The sequence below is a fragment of the Streptomyces sp. NPDC102514 genome (assembly GCF_055584525.1).
In genome coordinates, this window is record NZ_JBVJLW010000001.1 from 68,422 (window position 1) to 83,494 (window position 15,073).

Annotated in this window: 11 protein-coding genes; 4 read left to right on the forward strand and 7 right to left on the reverse strand. The window is 71.3% G+C overall.

Going from position 1 to position 15,073, the window contains the following annotated elements; translation table 11 throughout:
- Positions 1–133 precede the first annotated feature (133 nt).
- From ACZ60E_RS00315 to ACZ60E_RS00325, 3 genes are read right to left on the reverse strand one after another with little or no spacing between them, the layout of a single operon-like run.
- Positions 134–490 (reverse strand): UBP-type zinc finger domain-containing protein, encoded by a 357-nt coding sequence (locus ACZ60E_RS00315; RefSeq protein WP_107015037.1) that lies wholly within the window; start codon positions 488–490, stop codon positions 134–136.
- On the reverse strand, positions 487–1,935 hold the full coding sequence (locus ACZ60E_RS00320) for an ATP-binding protein (protein ID WP_384809909.1): 1,449 nt from the start codon (positions 1,933–1,935) through the stop codon (positions 487–489). Before ACZ60E_RS00320 ends, ACZ60E_RS00315 begins: the two co-directional genes overlap by 4 nt.
- Positions 1,932–3,608 (reverse strand): NAD(P)/FAD-dependent oxidoreductase, encoded by a 1,677-nt coding sequence (locus ACZ60E_RS00325; RefSeq protein WP_453794212.1) that lies wholly within the window; start codon positions 3,606–3,608, stop codon positions 1,932–1,934. The genes ACZ60E_RS00320 and ACZ60E_RS00325 overlap by 4 nt, the downstream gene beginning before the upstream one ends.
- Positions 3,609–3,785: 177 nt before the next feature.
- On the opposite strand from ACZ60E_RS00325, the gene ACZ60E_RS00330 reads away from it, so the two are divergent.
- The gene (locus ACZ60E_RS00330; protein ID WP_469436458.1) at positions 3,786–4,613 is read left to right on the forward strand and encodes a DUF1206 domain-containing protein; all 828 of its coding nucleotides are present in this window, start codon (positions 3,786–3,788) and stop codon (positions 4,611–4,613) included.
- 73 nt (positions 4,614–4,686) lie between these two features.
- On the opposite strand, the gene ACZ60E_RS00335 is transcribed toward ACZ60E_RS00330, so the two are convergent.
- The 4 genes from ACZ60E_RS00335 to ACZ60E_RS00350 all read right to left on the reverse strand — a co-directional run bounded on the left by ACZ60E_RS00335 (position 4,687) and on the right by ACZ60E_RS00350 (position 10,980).
- A complete protein-coding gene (locus tag ACZ60E_RS00335; protein WP_469436461.1) occupies positions 4,687–7,128 on the reverse strand; it encodes a GH92 family glycosyl hydrolase in 2,442 nt (813 codons plus the stop codon).
- 504 nt (positions 7,129–7,632) lie between these two features.
- The gene (locus ACZ60E_RS00340; protein WP_469436464.1) at positions 7,633–8,811 is read right to left on the reverse strand and encodes a S1 family peptidase; all 1,179 of its coding nucleotides are present in this window, start codon (positions 8,809–8,811) and stop codon (positions 7,633–7,635) included.
- 147 nt (positions 8,812–8,958) lie between these two features.
- A complete protein-coding gene (locus ACZ60E_RS00345; RefSeq protein WP_469436467.1) occupies positions 8,959–9,405 on the reverse strand; it encodes a PPOX class F420-dependent oxidoreductase in 447 nt (148 codons plus the stop codon).
- Positions 9,406–9,594: 189 nt separating this feature from the next.
- The gene (locus tag ACZ60E_RS00350; protein WP_469436471.1) at positions 9,595–10,980 is read right to left on the reverse strand and encodes a glycoside hydrolase family 10 protein; all 1,386 of its coding nucleotides are present in this window, start codon (positions 10,978–10,980) and stop codon (positions 9,595–9,597) included.
- A 310-nt stretch (positions 10,981–11,290) separates the two neighbouring features.
- Here ACZ60E_RS00350 and ACZ60E_RS00355 point away from each other — a divergent pair, with 310 nt between their 5' ends.
- The 3 genes from ACZ60E_RS00355 to ACZ60E_RS00365 all read left to right on the forward strand — a co-directional run bounded on the left by ACZ60E_RS00355 (position 11,291) and on the right by ACZ60E_RS00365 (position 14,724).
- Positions 11,291–12,052 carry a L,D-transpeptidase family protein gene (locus ACZ60E_RS00355; protein WP_469436473.1) on the forward strand — a complete coding sequence of 254 codons (762 nt, stop codon included), beginning with the start codon at positions 11,291–11,293 and terminating at the stop codon, positions 12,050–12,052.
- A 123-nt stretch (positions 12,053–12,175) separates the two neighbouring features.
- Positions 12,176–12,874: a response regulator transcription factor gene (locus ACZ60E_RS00360; protein ID WP_469436476.1), complete on the forward strand. Its 699-nt coding sequence runs from the start codon at positions 12,176–12,178 to the stop codon at positions 12,872–12,874.
- Positions 12,871–14,724: a sensor histidine kinase gene (locus ACZ60E_RS00365; protein ID WP_469436478.1), complete on the forward strand. Its 1,854-nt coding sequence runs from the start codon at positions 12,871–12,873 to the stop codon at positions 14,722–14,724. Before ACZ60E_RS00360 ends, ACZ60E_RS00365 begins: the two co-directional genes overlap by 4 nt.
- Positions 14,725–15,073 lie beyond the last annotated feature (349 nt).

Below are 15,073 nucleotides of genomic sequence, written 5' to 3' on the forward strand. Positions count from 1 at the left end.
CGCGCCACCGACAGTCCCCTGGTCCCGGCCCCGCCCCCGCCCCGCGACCCCGGCGCGAGGACCGGCCGGCGAGGCGGAGCGGGAGTGGACCGGATCAGCGGACCGGATCGGCGGAGCAGGTCGACGGAGCGGGTCAGCGGAGCGTCTGTGCCCAGTTCGCCGGCACGCGTCCCGCGGGGCCGGGTGCGGGCTGGTCGGCGGGGTGGCTGAGCGGCGGGGCGAGGTCGGGCCCGGACTCGTACAGTTCGGACGTCTCGAAGTTCCAGAACCAGGCCTCGCCCGGCTCGAAGCTCCGGATGAAGGGGTGGCCCGTGCTCTGGTGGTGGGCCGTTGCGTGCTTCGAGGGGGAGTCGTCGCAACAGCCGACATGACCGCACTGGGTGCAGCGCCGCAGATGGAACCACCAGCCCTGCGCGGCCTCGCACTCGACGCATCCCGTGCCGCTCGGCGGCACGCCCGGCTCGATTCCGGCGGTGTCCGAGGTGGTCATGACGTCTCCTGAGGGGTGTCGGATTCCTCCGCGGTGAGCGGCAGGAAGACCTGGAAGCGGGTGTCGCCGGGTTCGGAGTGCACCTGCAGATGTCCGTGGTGTTTGTTCACGACGATGCGCCAGGAGATGTCGAGGCCGAGCCCGGTGCCCTCGCCCACGGGCTTCGTGGTGAAGAACGGGTCGAAGATCCGGCCGCGGATCTCCTCGGGCACCCCGGGCCCCGTGTCACGGAACTCGACGAGCAGCTGCTCCCGTTCGAGCGCGGTGCGCACGGTGAGCGTGCCCTCGCCGCCCATCGCCGAGGCGGCGTTGTCGATGAGGTTCGTCCACACCTGGTTCAACTCGCCCGGGTAGGCGGGGATCCGGGGCAGCGACCGGTCGTAGTCCTTGACGATCCGGACGCCGGGGCCGATCTTCCCGGCGAGCATCATCAGGGTGCTGTCGAGCAGTTCGTGGACATCGGCGACCTGGTAGGGCGCCCGGTCGAGCTGCGAGTACTGCTTGGCCGCGTTCACGAGGTTCGAGACGCGGGTCGTGGAGTCCTCGATCTCGTTCATCAGCAACTCGGTCTCGACCGTGTAGTTGAGCCACCGGACCGCGCCCTCCAGCGTCCCCTCGTCCACGGTCGCCGCCACCTGGTCCAGCCAGTCGATGTCCAGCCCGGCCTGTACGAACGTCGGCGCCAGCTCCCAGCCGCCCGCGATGCCGTGGTCGTCGAACCAGTCGCCCAGCGCATCCTCCCGGTCGGAGGCCTCCAGGGGGCTCAGGGGCGTGGCCTTGGCGACCTGCTCCGCCGTACGCTCCTGGATCTCGACCAGTGTCTCCAGGGCGTCGCGCGCGTACGGACCCGCCGCGATCATGCCGAGCTTGTGCCGCATCCCGGCCACCCGGCCCCGCAGCGCGGACGTGGCCCGGACCGCCGCCGCGGCCGGGTTGTTCAGCTCGTGCGTGAGCCCGGCGGACAGCGAGCCGAGCGCCAGCAGCCGCTCACGCTGCCCGATGGTCCGCTGGGTGTTCTGGCTGCCGAAGAACAGTCCCTCCAGCAGATGGACGGCCATCGGGAACCACTCCCGCAGCACCGCGGAGAACGTCTCCGCGGGCAGGATGAAGAACCGCGAGGGCTCGGTGACCCGCAGGGAACCCTTGTAGCGCGCCTCCTCGGGGGCCGCCAGATAGGCCTGCATGGCGCCCGCGTACACCCCGCGCTGGGAGGTGCGGTTGATCTCCACGTCGTCGCCGCCGACCCGCCGCGACATGACGAGCGTGCCCTCCAGGAGGACGAAGAAGCAGGTGGCCGGCTCGCCCTCCTCGTAGACGTAACCGGGCTCGAACAGCTCCACCCGGCCCTCGCTGCACAGCCGCCCCAACTGCTCGGCGTCCAGCTTCTCGAACAGGAACAGCGTGCCGAGTTCCTTGATGTCGCACGGCATCGGCCGCCCGCTCATGACTGCTCCAGATACCGGTGGACGAGCATCACGGCCATGGCTCCCTCTCCTACGGCGGAGGCGACACGCTTGGCCGACTCGGCGCGCGCGTCACCCGCCACGAACACCCCGGGCACATTCGTCTCCAGGTGGTACGGCGGCCGGTCCAGCTCCCAGTCGGGCGGCGATTCCCCGCCGACCGCCAGGTCGGGCCCGGCGACGATGAATCCGCGCTCGTCCCGCAGGACCGTGCCGTCCAGCCAGTCGGTCAGCGGCGCGGCGCCGATGAACACGAACATCCACTGCGCGTCGACGAGTTCGGTGTGGCCGCTCGCCAGATCGCGCAGGGTGAGCTGTTCCAGATGGTCGGAACCGTGCACCACGTCGACGACCGTCCCGGTGCGCACCGAGATGTTCGGCGCGTTCGAGATCTGCTCGATCAGATAGTGGGACATCGACGCCGTCAGGGACGGGCCGCGCACCAGCAGGGTGACCGACTTCGCGCCCCTGGCCAGGTACATCGCGGCCTGCCCGGCGGAGTTCGCCCCGCCGACGATGTACACGTCCTGCCCCTGGCACGCGGGGGCCTCGGTCAGCGCCGACCCGTAGAAGACCCCGCAGCCGGTCAGGTCCCCGGCGCCTGGCGACTCCAGCTGCCGGTACGAGACGCCCGTCGCCAGGATCACGCAGTGCGCGGAGATCGCGGAACCGTCCGAGAACCGCACGGTGCGGGAGGCCCCGGTGACCTCCAGAGCGGTCACCTCGCGTGCCGTCAGGATCTCGGCGCCGAACTTCGACGCCTGCCGCCGCGCCCGTTCGGTGAGCTGCGCCCCGGACACCCCGTCGGGGAAGCCCAGGTAGTTCTCGATGCGCGAGCTCTGCCCCGCCTGCCCGCCGGTCGCGGAGCGCTCGACGAGGACCGTCCGTAGCCCCTCCGAGGCGCCGTACACCGCCGCGCCGAGTCCGGCGGGACCGCCGCCGATGACGACCAGGTCGTAGAACTCGGCGGTCGGCGTCGTGGCGAGCCCCACCTGGGCGGCCAGCTGCTGATCGTCGGGCTCCACCAGCACCGCCCCGTCGGCGGTCACCACGAGCGGCAGCCGCTCGCCGTCCTGCTCCGCGCAGGCCAGCAGCCGCTTGCCCTCCGGCTCGTCCGACGAGTACCAGCGGTACGGCACCTGGTTGCGGGCCAGGAACTCCCGTACGTCCGAGGACCGCGCGGACCAGCGGTGGCCGACGACCTTCGTGATCGGCACGGCCCGGTGGTCGGAGGTCCGCCAGGCGGCCAGCAGGTCGTCCAGGACGGGATAGAGCTTCTCCTCGGGCGGGTCCCAGGGCTTGAGGAGGTAGTGGTCGAGATCCACCACGTTGATCGCGTCGATCGCCGCGTTCGTGTCCGCGTACGCCGTCAGCAGCACGCGGCGCGCACTCGGGTACACGTCCAGCGCCTGTTCCAGGAACTCGATCCCGTTCATCTGCGGCATGCGGTAGTCCGCCAGGATCACCGCGACGAGATCACCGCGCAGCTTCAGCTCGCGCAGCGCCTCAAGGGCGCTCTCCCCGGACTCCGCGCGCACGATACGGTACGTCTCGCCGTAACGACGTCGCAGGTCACGGGCCACGGCACGCGAAACTCCCGGGTCGTCGTCCACGGTCAGGATGACGGTCCGTGCTGCGTCTGTGCCCTGTGCCATTCGTCTCCCACCCCGAGAGGTCGGCGTCCTCGCGCGGTCGCGCGGGGCGCCCTTCCAGTTGCACGCCCATCGTATGTTCGATCCCCCCGATCTGCTTCGGAAAAGGGACGTACCGCCCGGCAGGGCCCGCCGGGTGTCGTACGGCCGACCCGGGGCAACCGGAGACGGGAGGCAATGATGAACGCAAGCACGTTGACACGAGGTAGTCAGGCGGGGAAGCAGAAGGCGGCCCCCGCCATCGAGGGGGCGGCGCGGGCGGGTTTCACCGCGCGCGGTGTCATCTACTTGTTGGTGGGCCTGCTGGCGCTGCAGATCGCCTTCGGCGACAGCGGGAAGCAGGCGGACCAGGGTGGTGCGCTCCAGGAGGTCGCGGGCAAACCCTTCGGAGAGGTCGTGCTCTGGGCGCTGGCCGTCGGACTGGTCGGCATGGCGCTGTGGCGGCTCTCCGAAGCGGTCTTCGGCGCGGCGGGCCCCGACGGCGGCAAGGCGAAGAAGAGGGTCGCGTCGGCGGCACGAGCCGTGTTCTACGGGTTCGTGGCCTACTCCGTGATCTCCTTCGCCGCGGGCGCCGGCGGCAGCGGTTCCAGTGACGGCAAGTCCCGGGACGCCACGGCCAAGGCCATGGGTCTGCCCGCCGGGCAGTGGCTCGTGGGTGTGGCGGGCGTGGTGATCGGCTGCGCGGGCCTCTGGATGGCCGTGCAGGCCGTCCGCCGCAAGTACCACAAGCACATGAGGCTCGGTGCGATGTCGCACCGGGTGCGTCAGGCGGTCGACGTGACCGGCATCGGCGGCGGTGTGTCCCGCGGTCTGGTGTTCGCCGTCGCCGGCGGCTTCGCGGTCCGCGCGGCCTGGGACTACGAGCCGGACAAGGCCAAGGGCATGGACGACACCCTGCGCGCGTTCACCGAGACCCCGGCCGGGCCCTGGCTGCTGGTGCTGATAGCCGTCGGCCTGATGCTCTTCGGCCTGTTCTCGTTCGCCATGGCCAGGTACCGCAAGGTCTGAGCGGCCCCTGAACACGGGTGTGGCCCCGAATCCGTCATCCGGATCCGGGGCCATACCCCTGTCGAGCGGCTGATCAGCGGGGCAGTCCCGCGGGCGTGGTCGCCCACGTGGTGTCCGGCTCCGTGGCCAGCGTGAACTTGAGCGTGCCACCCGTCCGCAGCAGGCCGCCGTCGGTCCAGGACCGGTCGTGCGTACGGCCGTTGAGCCGCACGCCGCCCACATACGCGTGCGTGGCGTCGGCGGCGGGCGCGTCGATGACGAGGTCGCGGCCGGGCCGGTCGATCACGGCGTGCGGGAACAGCGGCGCGCCCAGCAGGAGGTTCGCGCTGCCCGGCGTCTGCGGGTAGATGCCGAGCGCCGAGAAGACGTACCAGGCGGACATGGTGCCGAGGTCGTCGTTGCCGGGCAGTCCCGTGGGCCCCGTGCCGTAGACGGTGTCGACGATCTGCCGGACGGTCGCCTGGGTCTTCCACGGCTGACCGAGCGCGTTGTAGAGCCAGGGGGCGTGGATGCCGGGCTCGTTGGTCGGGTCGTAGCGCAGCGCGTCGCCGCCCTTCACCGACCAGGACCCGTCGGCCTTGTGGAAGAAGCCGTCGAGCCGGCCTGCGGCCACCTCACGCCCGCCCATCGCCTCGGCGAGCCCCTGGACGTCCTGCGGCACCATCCAGGTGTACGTGGCACTCGTGCCCTGGGCGAACCCGCGGTCGCTGCCGGGGCTGAACGGCGTGACCCACGACCCGTCCAGGTTGCGCGCCTGGATGTAGCCGTCAGTGCCCGCCCCGTCCGTCGCGGCGGGGTTGTAGACGTTGCGCCACCAGCCGCCCCGATCGGCGAAGTAGGCGGCCTGCTCGTCATGGCCGAGCAGCTTCGCCCAGCGGCCGAGCGCGTCGTCGGCGACCGAGTCCTCCAGCGTCTCGGCGGCACCGCCCCAGCAGTGGCAGACGTCCTGCGCCGCGTACCCGGAGGCCATGTACTGGGCCAGGTTGGGCCGTTGGCCGGTGCACTGGCCGGGGCAGCCCGCGTCGGAGAGCCCGTCGGGGTGCGGCACGGTGGCCTGCTTCACCAGTGAGTCGAAGGCGCCGCGGTAGTCGAAGTTGCGGACACCCATCGCGTAGAAGGTGGCGAGCGTGGCCGCGGTCGGGTCACCGGTCATGACATGGGTCGGGCCGTTGATGTGCACCCACCGGTCCCAGACCCCGCCGTTCTGCTCGGCGAAGTTGTAGAGCGACTGGGCGAAGTCCCCGGCGATACGCGGCTTCAGCAGCGCGAGCAGCTGGATCTGCGCCCGGTACTGGTCCCAGCCCGAGAAGTTGCTGTACTGCGCCCCCTGCCCGCGCTCGATCCGATGGGCCTTCCCGTCCATGCCGGGATAGCGGCCGTCGGTGTCGCTGACCAGGTTGGGCTGCTGGAGGGAGTGGTAGAGCGCGGTGTAGAAGGCGGTCCGCTGGGCTTCACTGCCCCCGCCGATGCGCACGGAACGCAGCTCACGGTCCCAGGCCCGGCTCCCGGCCGCCGCGACCTGGTCGACGCTGGCCCTCGGCTTTATCTCCTCGCGGAGATTGGCCTCGGCGCCCGCGAGACTCACGTACGAGATGCCGAGCCGCATGTGGACATCGTTGTCGGACGCGGTGTCGAAGCCGACATAACCGCCCGAGCCGCGGCCCGCGCGGTCGGCGCCCGTGGCGTAGCCCTCGCCGCCACCGCCCGTGGTGGAACCGGGGGAGAGGGTGCCGTCCTTCCACGTACCCGTGCCGGAGAAGGCGCGGTCGAAGGAGGCGGTGAAGTAGAGCCGGTAGTAGCTCTTGCGGTTGTTGGTACCGCCGTTGGCACGCCGACCGCAGAACGCGCCCGTGAGCACCGACCCGGTCACCTTGCGGTGGGCCTGGTCGATCTTCACCTCCGCGTCCTCGCTCCCGTTGAGCGAGTTGGAGACCCGGAAGAGCAGATTGGCGGGCTTGCCGGCGGGGAACGTGAAGTCGGCGACGCCGGCCCGCTGCGACACCGCGAGGTCGGCGCGGGCACCGGAGTCGAGGCCGACGGAGTAACGGCCGGGCACGGCCCGCTCGTCGGCGTGCGAGAAGTTCGCCGCGTACTTGGCGTCCTGGGTGTCCGCCGAGGGCGACGAGGTGACGTCCCCGACGAACGGCATGATCGGTACGTCGCCCGCGGCACCCGGGTTGCAGCCCGCGCCGTTCACATGCGTGAGGCTCAGCCCGCGCAGCCGGGTCGCCCCGTACTCGTAGCCGTTGGCCGCGCCGGTGCTGGTCTGGTCGCCCCTGGTACTGGTGGGCGACCAACCGATCATGCCGTACGGGAGGTTGGCACCCGGGTAGGTGTTGCCCCCGTTCGCCGTACCGATGAGCGGATCGACGTACGCGGTGGGGCGCGCGGGCGCGGCGGCGTCGGCCGCCGCGGAGACCGGCCCGGGCAGTGCGGCCGCGAGAGCGGTGGTCAGCGCGAGAGCGGCGGCTCTCCTGCCGAACCTCCGCGACACGGCGGTGGATCTGAGGACCATGTGCGAGAACCTTCCGTGTGGACGGGCGGGGAAACCGACCGCCTGACGACGTCCGGACCCCGCGAAGTGCCGGGGACGAGCGTAGGCCGCCACCCCCCGCAACGAACCGACACAAGCGACAACCACGATGAACGCCCGATGAACCCACAACACACCCGACCCCCGCAGGGGGCGCGGGGAACGGCGCGAGCACCCCCCACCGACGGTCACCCGACGTCGATCGGTCACCCCCCAGGGGGCGCGGGGAACGGCGCGAGCACCCCCCCCACCGACGGTCACCCGACGTCGAACGGTCACCCCCCAGGGGGCGCGGGGAACGGCGCGAGCACCCCCCCCACCGACGGCCACGCGACATCGAACGGTCCCCCCCCAGGGGCGCGGGGAACTGCGCAACCAGCCCCACCGACCCGCACACGACACCACCCCGAAGCGGAGCGCAAACGCAAAGGCCGGACCCCGCCACCTCCCGGCGACGGAGCCCGCCCGACAAAGCCCGCGCAAACATCACGCAGTGTGCAACGTCAACCCATACCGGTTGAGGATCTCGTTGATCGGCTGGTACCAGGTCTCCCCACCGGTGGAGCAGTTCCCCCACCCACCGGAAGTGACGCCCTGCGCCTGGTCACCGCTGATGAACGACCCGCCCGAGTCACCGGGCTCCGCGCAGACGCTGGTCTTGGTCATCTGATGCACAGCGCCCTGGCTGTAGTTGACCGTCTCGTTCTTGGCCAGCACGTTCCCGCAGTGCCAGTGCGTGGTCGACCCCGACCGGCAGATGGACGCCCCGACCGGAGCCTCGTTGGAGCCCCGCACGAGCTGGTCGGACACGGTGCCCCAGCCGAGTACGACGGGCACGGTCCACCACCCGCTGCCGACGTTCACCCACGCGTAGTCGTTGTCGGGGAACGACGACCCCTGGATGTTGCCTATGTACGAGCGGTCCCAGCCGCTGACACCCTGTCCGGCCCCACCGCAGTGCCCGGCGGTGACGAAGCCGCCGTGCACGGAGAAGCCGATGGAGCAGCGGACGTTGCCGGTGTAGAAGGGGTCGCCGCCGACGGTCCCGGCCGCGAACGTCTCGGGCGCGGACGCGGTCTCCTTGACGGTGACGGTGACCGAACCACCGGCCCGCGCCTTCGCGAGGAACGCCCGGACATCGTTGTCAGCCCGCTGCGCGGCGACGACGCCCACGACGACCGAGCTGGACTCGGAGTCGACGTACCAGTTGCTGACCCCGTCGGGCGCGGCCAGCTTGTCGATGCGCGCCTTGGCCGCGTCGAGCTGCCGCGCGCTGTACTTGACGGTGCGGACACTCGCACCGGTGTCCCGCACGGAGGCGAGCGTCGCGGCGGACGCGCCGCTCTTGACGGCGACGGTCAACTTCCCGCTGTCGGCGTCGAACCAGGACCCGCCGTACGCGGCGCCGGCCGCGCGCTTGGCCTTCGGTTCGGCGGCGGTCGCCGTCTTCTCGGCGGCGAGACGGGCCTCGGCGCCGGCCTTCGTCAGCCCGAAGTCCCGGCGCATGGCGTCGATGAGGGCGTTCGAAGCGGGAGCTTTGGAAGCGGTGGTGGGGGCGGCTTCGGGGGCGGCGGCGGCCGAGGCGGATCCGGTGCCGACGGCTGCCCAGGAGCCGATCAGGAGGAGGGAGGCCAGACAGGTGCTCAGGGTCGTGGTGCGTCTCAAGGCGATGGCCCTTCGTTGTTCCAGCAAGGTGGGGGCGGAACAGCTGAACTATGAGAGCGCTCTCATCTCCATGCGGGGCAGAGCCTAGCGGCAGACCATCGTCAGGTACAGACCAAAAACAGGGGTTGTCGGAGGGCGGGGAACCGGTCAGCGGGCGAGCGGAATACCGTACGCGCGTTCCACGTGCAGCCGCAGGACGAGCCGCCCGTCGCGGACCATCGCGGCCCGGTAGTCGTCCCAGTCGGGATGTTCGCCCTGTACGTCCCGGTAGAGCCGGATCAGCTCCTCCACGGTCTCGTCGCCGGGCTCGCGGGCCACGGGCGAGAGTTCGGCGGTGCCCTCGGCGACGGTGTAGGCCCAACGGTCCGCGCTGGTCACGTGGTACGAGGCCCGGGGATCGCGGCGCAGATTGCGCGTCTTGGCGCGGCCGTCGGTGAGCGACACGCGCACGATCCGCTCGTCGGGGTAGTACGCGTGGTTGACGTTCGACAGCTGTGGGCGTCCGTCGCGCTTGAGCGTCGTCAGCACCCCGCCGTCGTACTCGGAGAGGAGTCGGAGTAGTGCGTCCTGGCCGGGACCGGCGTCATCAGTCATGCGCTGACCAACGCCCGCGCACCCACCGAACATTCCGGCGATAGGCGATAGGCGATAGGCGGCACGCGGTGCGCGGCGCACGCTACGGAGAGGGTGGCGCGGCGACCGGAACCGCCCCGCCACCCCCTCCCTCCGTACCGCCGCTCCCGCGGGGCCCGTCCGAGACGCGTCAGGACGCGCTGTACGACGTCAGGACGCGCTGCACGAACCGATCGCGGGCGCCGAGGAGTTGCCGTTCTTCATGACGGTGAACCCGAAGCTCGTCGACGCTCCCGCCGCGAGGCTCCCGTTGCCGTTGGGCTTCATGGTCATGACGTTGCCGCTGGAGTCCCAGCTGGGCGTGCCGTTCCAGGTCGTGGAGATCTTCTGCGGAGAGGTCACCGTGACGGTCGTCGTCCAGCCGGTGATGGCGGCACTGCCCGCGGTCACCGTCACCTGCCCGTTGAAGCGGTCGCTCCAGTCGTTCGTCCTGCTGTACGTGACCGTGCAGGCGGCGTTGCCACCGCCACCTCCGCCCCCGCCGCTGCCGCCGAGTGCGGTGAGCACGGCGGTGTAGGCGGCCTTCTTGGCGTAGTTGCCGTCGAACAGCAGCGGGGTGCCGCTCGCGCGCCAGGAGTACTTGTCGGTGACACCCCAGACGGTGATCCCGGTGCAGCGGGAGACGCCGAGGCAGGCGTTCACCACGTCGGTGTAGCTGGTGGCCTGTGCCGTGCCCGAGCCCTCGATGTCCAGTTCGGTGATCTGCACGTCGACGCCCAGGTCGGCGAAGCGCTGCAGGTTCGTCCGGTAGTCGCCCGGCACGGGGGAGGCGCTGTTGAAGTGGGACTGGAAGCCCACGCAGTCGATCGGCACACCGCGTGCCTTGAAGTCCTTCACCAGGTTGTAGACGGCCGTGCTCTTCGCGTTGACCCCGTCGGTGTTGTAGTCGTTGTAACAGAGCTTGGCGGCCGGGTCGGCCGCCCGTGCGGTGCGGAACGCCTCCTCGATGAAGCCGTTGCCGAGCTTGTCCTGGAAGGGCGAGCTGCGCCGGGCGCCGCTGCTGCCGTCCTGGAAGGCCTCGTTGACGACGTCCCAGGAGTGGATCTTTCCCTTGTAGTGGGTCATGACCTGGGTGATGTGGTTGTTCATCGCCGTCCTGAGGTCGGCGGCGCCGAGTCCGCCGACCCACCCCGGCAGCTGGGAGTGCCAGACGAGGGTGTGCCCGCGGACCTTCATGCCCCGGCCCTGGGCGTGGCTGACGATCTGGTCGGCCGAGCCGTACGAGAAGGAGTTGCGGCTGGGCTCGACGGCGTCCCACTTCATCTCGTTCTCGGGGGTCACGGAGTTGAACTCCGTGTCGAGCGTAGAGGCGTACGCGTCCTCGCCCAGGTGGTTGGCCGCGACCGCGGTGCCGAAGTAGCGGCCCTTCTCGGCCGCCGCGGCACCGAGCGTGCTCGCCGCTGCGGCCGTTCCCGCGAGAGCCGTGACGCCGGCCGCGGCGAGCAGGCTCGCCATGCCGAACACCAGGGCTCTTCGAGCCCGTGACCTGCGGGGCGGAGGTGTGACCGGGTGATCCGTGAACGTACGGGTGAGCATGTCGTCCCCTTCTGCGGTATCGAAAGTTTCGAGCATGTTTCCGAATGGCTGCGCAGACCTTACGGCCGGTCATACGGGTCGTCAACGGGCTGTGCCGCACCGTATTCCGGTTGGCTCAAGTTGGCCGCGTCGCCCCATGTGTCGCCCGGATCCTCTTGCCTTACGGCCATGTCCCGCCTATGTTCCCCTGAATATTCGTCAGTCAGACCGAATGTTTCGAAGTAGGGGGAGGGAAGAAGGTGCGGGCGTGATGGGTGAGTGATCCCGCGCGCCTGACAAGTTCCTCATATGTGTCGGTCAGGGTCGATGCATGATCACGAGCACTCGCGGCGCCGGACGCCGTTCCGCCGTCGCCCTGGCGGCCGCCCTTCTCCTCGCCGTCCCCGTCGGCTGCGGCGCCGGAGAGGCGAGGACGACGGACCACCCGACCCGGGCCGGCGGGGCCGAGCCCGCCCCCGCACCCCGCATCTCCCTGGACGTGGCACCGCGGCAACTGCCGGGCCTGGGCCCCAGGACCTCGGCCGGGATCCCGCGGAAGACGAGTCAGGTGCTCATGGTCACGGGCCGGGGGCGGAACTCCGCCGTGTCCACCGCGGTGCTGTACAGACGCACGACATCCGGCTGGCACGCCGGGACCGTCTGGCCCGCGCACAACGCCTTCAAGGGCTGGACCGACCATCATGTGGTCGGCGATCTCCGCTCACCTGTCGGCGTGTACACCCTCACGGACGCGGGCGGCCTGCGCGGCAATCCCGGCACCCGTCTCCCCTACGACCACTCCGGCGGCTTCTCCGTGGACGGCACCGGCTTCGAGGGCGAGCCCCTGGCCGGGTCCTTCGACCATGTGATCGCCATCGACTACAACCGCGAGCCCGGCACCTCACCGCTGGACTGGACGCGCCCCCTCGGCGCGGACCGGGGCGGCGGCATCTGGGTGCACGTCGACCACGGCGGCCCCACCCAGGGCTGTGTCAGCCTGCGCGAGGACCACATGAAGGCCCTGCTGCGCGCCGTCGACCCGGCCCGCCACCCGGTGATCGTCATGGGCGACGCGGCCGCGCTCAGACGCTGAGGGCCGCTGCCGCCGGCCCTCGCCCAGGGGCCGGTACCAGCAGGTTGTGAGGAAGGTGTCAGGGCGTGGGAAGCCCCTCACGGCCGGTCGCACCACGTCTTCCAGCACCTAGCATCGGGCCTCGTGTGCGCACATGTGCTGGTTGCCGAGGACGACGAGAAGCAGGCCGAGCTGATACGCCGCTCCCTGCTCGGCGAGGGACACACCGCGACCGTGGTCCACGACGGCGGGGCCGCGCTCGCGGCGGCCCGGGAACGCCGGCCCGACCTCGTCGTCCTGGACCTGATGCTGCCGGTGATCGACGGCTTCGGCGTGTGCCGGGCCCTGCGCCGCGACGACGACATCCCCGTCCTCATGCTCACCGCCCGCTCCACGGAAGAGGACGTCCTGCTCGGCCTCGAACTCGGCGCCGACGACTACATGACCAAGCCGTACAGCCCGCGCGAGCTGATGGCCCGTATCCGCACCGTCCTGCGCCGCAGCGGACGGCAGGGCGCCGGGCACGGCGAGGGCCCGGTCGTACGGGCCGCGGGGATCACCGTGGACCCCGTACGGCACGAGGTGGTGTGCGACGGGTCGCCGGTGGAGTGCACACCCGACGAGTACGAGATCCTGCTGGCCATGGTCGCCGAGCCGGACCGGGTCTTCTCCCGGCAGCAACTGCTGCGCCGCACCCGGGGTGTGGACCGGGCGTCGACCGAGCGGGCCGTCGACGTGCACATCATGAATCTCCGCAAGAAGACGGAGGCGGACCCGCGCAGACCGGTCCGCCTGCTGACCGTCTTCGGCGTGGGCTACAAACTCAGCGGTGAGCGCGGGTGAACCGGCCGGTACCGCTGCGCAAGCGGTTGCTGGTCCGCCTGTTGCTCACCTCGGTGCTGATCGCCATCTGCTCCGTCGCGGCGACCGCCTGGCTGGCCGTCGAGACGACGACCCGGGCGATCCAGGAGGAGCAGGGGCAGGTGCTGGCCGAGGACATGGACATCCTCCGGCAGCTGAGCGGCTACGCGGCCACCCATCGCGACTGGTCGGACGTGGCGAGGACCGTCCGTGAACTGTCGGACAGAACCGGCCGCCGCATCGCCCTGACGACCCCGTCCCGTACTCCGATCGCGGACTCCGAGACGCGGCACACGGCCCTGCCGCCCCGCGCCGCCGCGGCGGTGGACCCGCTGCACACCGACACCTTCACCGACCCCGGGGCGCAGGTCACCGGCATCGATCCGCGCGCGGTCGGCCCGTACCGTCTCACCCGCGCCGAGCGCGAGCACGTGGCCCTGCTGGCCGGGAAGCGGCGGGCCTGCTTCGCGGGCAGCGGTGTCGAGACCTCCGTCACGCGGCTGCCCAGCGGCAGGTCGGTCCTCACCGACGCCGACGGGAGCGTCGACGGGGGCCAGGTGCCGGCGCGGTGCGCCGACGGCGTGCTCAACACCCCCACCGCGACGGAGCGGAAGGCCCTCGCCGAACTGACCGCCTACGCCGAGGACTGCCTGGGCCGCGCCGGAGTCGAGTTCGACGCGCCCCTCGGTATCACCGTCGACTTCACGGACCACTCCATGCTGACCCGTTACGTCGCCAAGATGTCCCTGGCGGCGCGGCTCACCACCGACCGGGCGCGGAGCGCGGAGCAGACCAGGAAGGCGGCGGTGGCCGAGCAGGCCGAGAGGTGCGTCGACAGCTCCCGCCGCCGGCAGCTGACCCCGTACGTCGCCCCGGCCGCCGAACTGTTCCTGGGCCACGCCGACAGCGCCGCCCCGCACTTCGACATGTCGGCCGCCAACAAGGCCAAGGTCACAGGCGTCGCCGGTCTCGTCCTCGCCCTCACGGTCGCCGCCACGGCCCTGGTCGCCGGCCGCCTCGTACACCCCCTGCGCGCCCTGACGCACGCCGCCCAGCAGCCGCCCGAGCAGCACGTACGCGTGCCCGTGACCACCCAGGACGAGACGGGCATCCTGGCCGTGGCGTTCAACGACCTCACCGAGCGCCGTGAACGCATGGAGGCACAGCGCAAGGCGATGGTCGCCGACATCGCCCACGAACTGCGCACCCCGCTCACCAACATCCGGGGCTGGCTGGAGGTGGCCCGCGACGGCATCGTCGACCCGGACCCCGAACTCCTCGCGTCCCTGCACGAGGAGGCACTCGTGCTCCAGCGGGTCATCGACGACCTCCAGGACCTCGCGGCCGCCGAGGCCGGCACGCTCGCGCTGCACCGCGAACCGGTCCGCGCCGACGAACTGCTCGAACAGGTCGTCGCGGCACACCGCGTGGCGGCCGAGGCGGCGGGCATCGGGCTGTGCACGGCGGTGGACGGCACCCCCTGGCTCGACGCCGATCCACTCCGGATGCGGCAGGCGCTCGGCAACCTGGTGTCCAACGCGATCCGTCACACCCCCGCCGACGGCACGATCACTCTCTCCGCCGGACGCCACGGCGACGAGGTCCACTTCCGCGTGGCCGACACCGGGGGCGGCATCGCCCCGGAGGATCTGACCAGCGTCTTCGAGCGGTTCTGGCGGGCGGAGAAGTCCCGCAGCAGACGCACCGGCGGCAGCGGCCTGGGTCTGCCCATCGTGCGCCAGCTGGTCACCGCCCACGGCGGTACGGTCACGGTCACCAGCGAGGTCGGCAAGGGCTCGGTCTTCACCCTGCGGCTCCCCGGAGCGCGATGACCGACGGTGGGCGGTCGCCCGTTGACCGGTGGTCCGGGTACCAGGATCCGCGGTCCTGCGCACAGGAGAGACCTGGTTGCTCCGGCCCCACCGGCGCACTGTGGACGCATGGACACCACCCAGCAGCCGGAGGTCAGGATCCGAGTGACGCCTCTGCGCCGCCTCAGCGGAGGCACGTACGTACCGCGCGGCGATCGGAAAACTCCCGCACGGGCCGACGAGAGCCCGTGCGCGGCACGTCGGGAACGGCCCGCGCGAACAGGACGATGAACGGCGGCGGGGGGGGGCCCCCCCCCCCGGGGGGGGGGCCCCCCCCCGGGCCGCGCAGCGGGTGGGGCCGCTGGCCGAG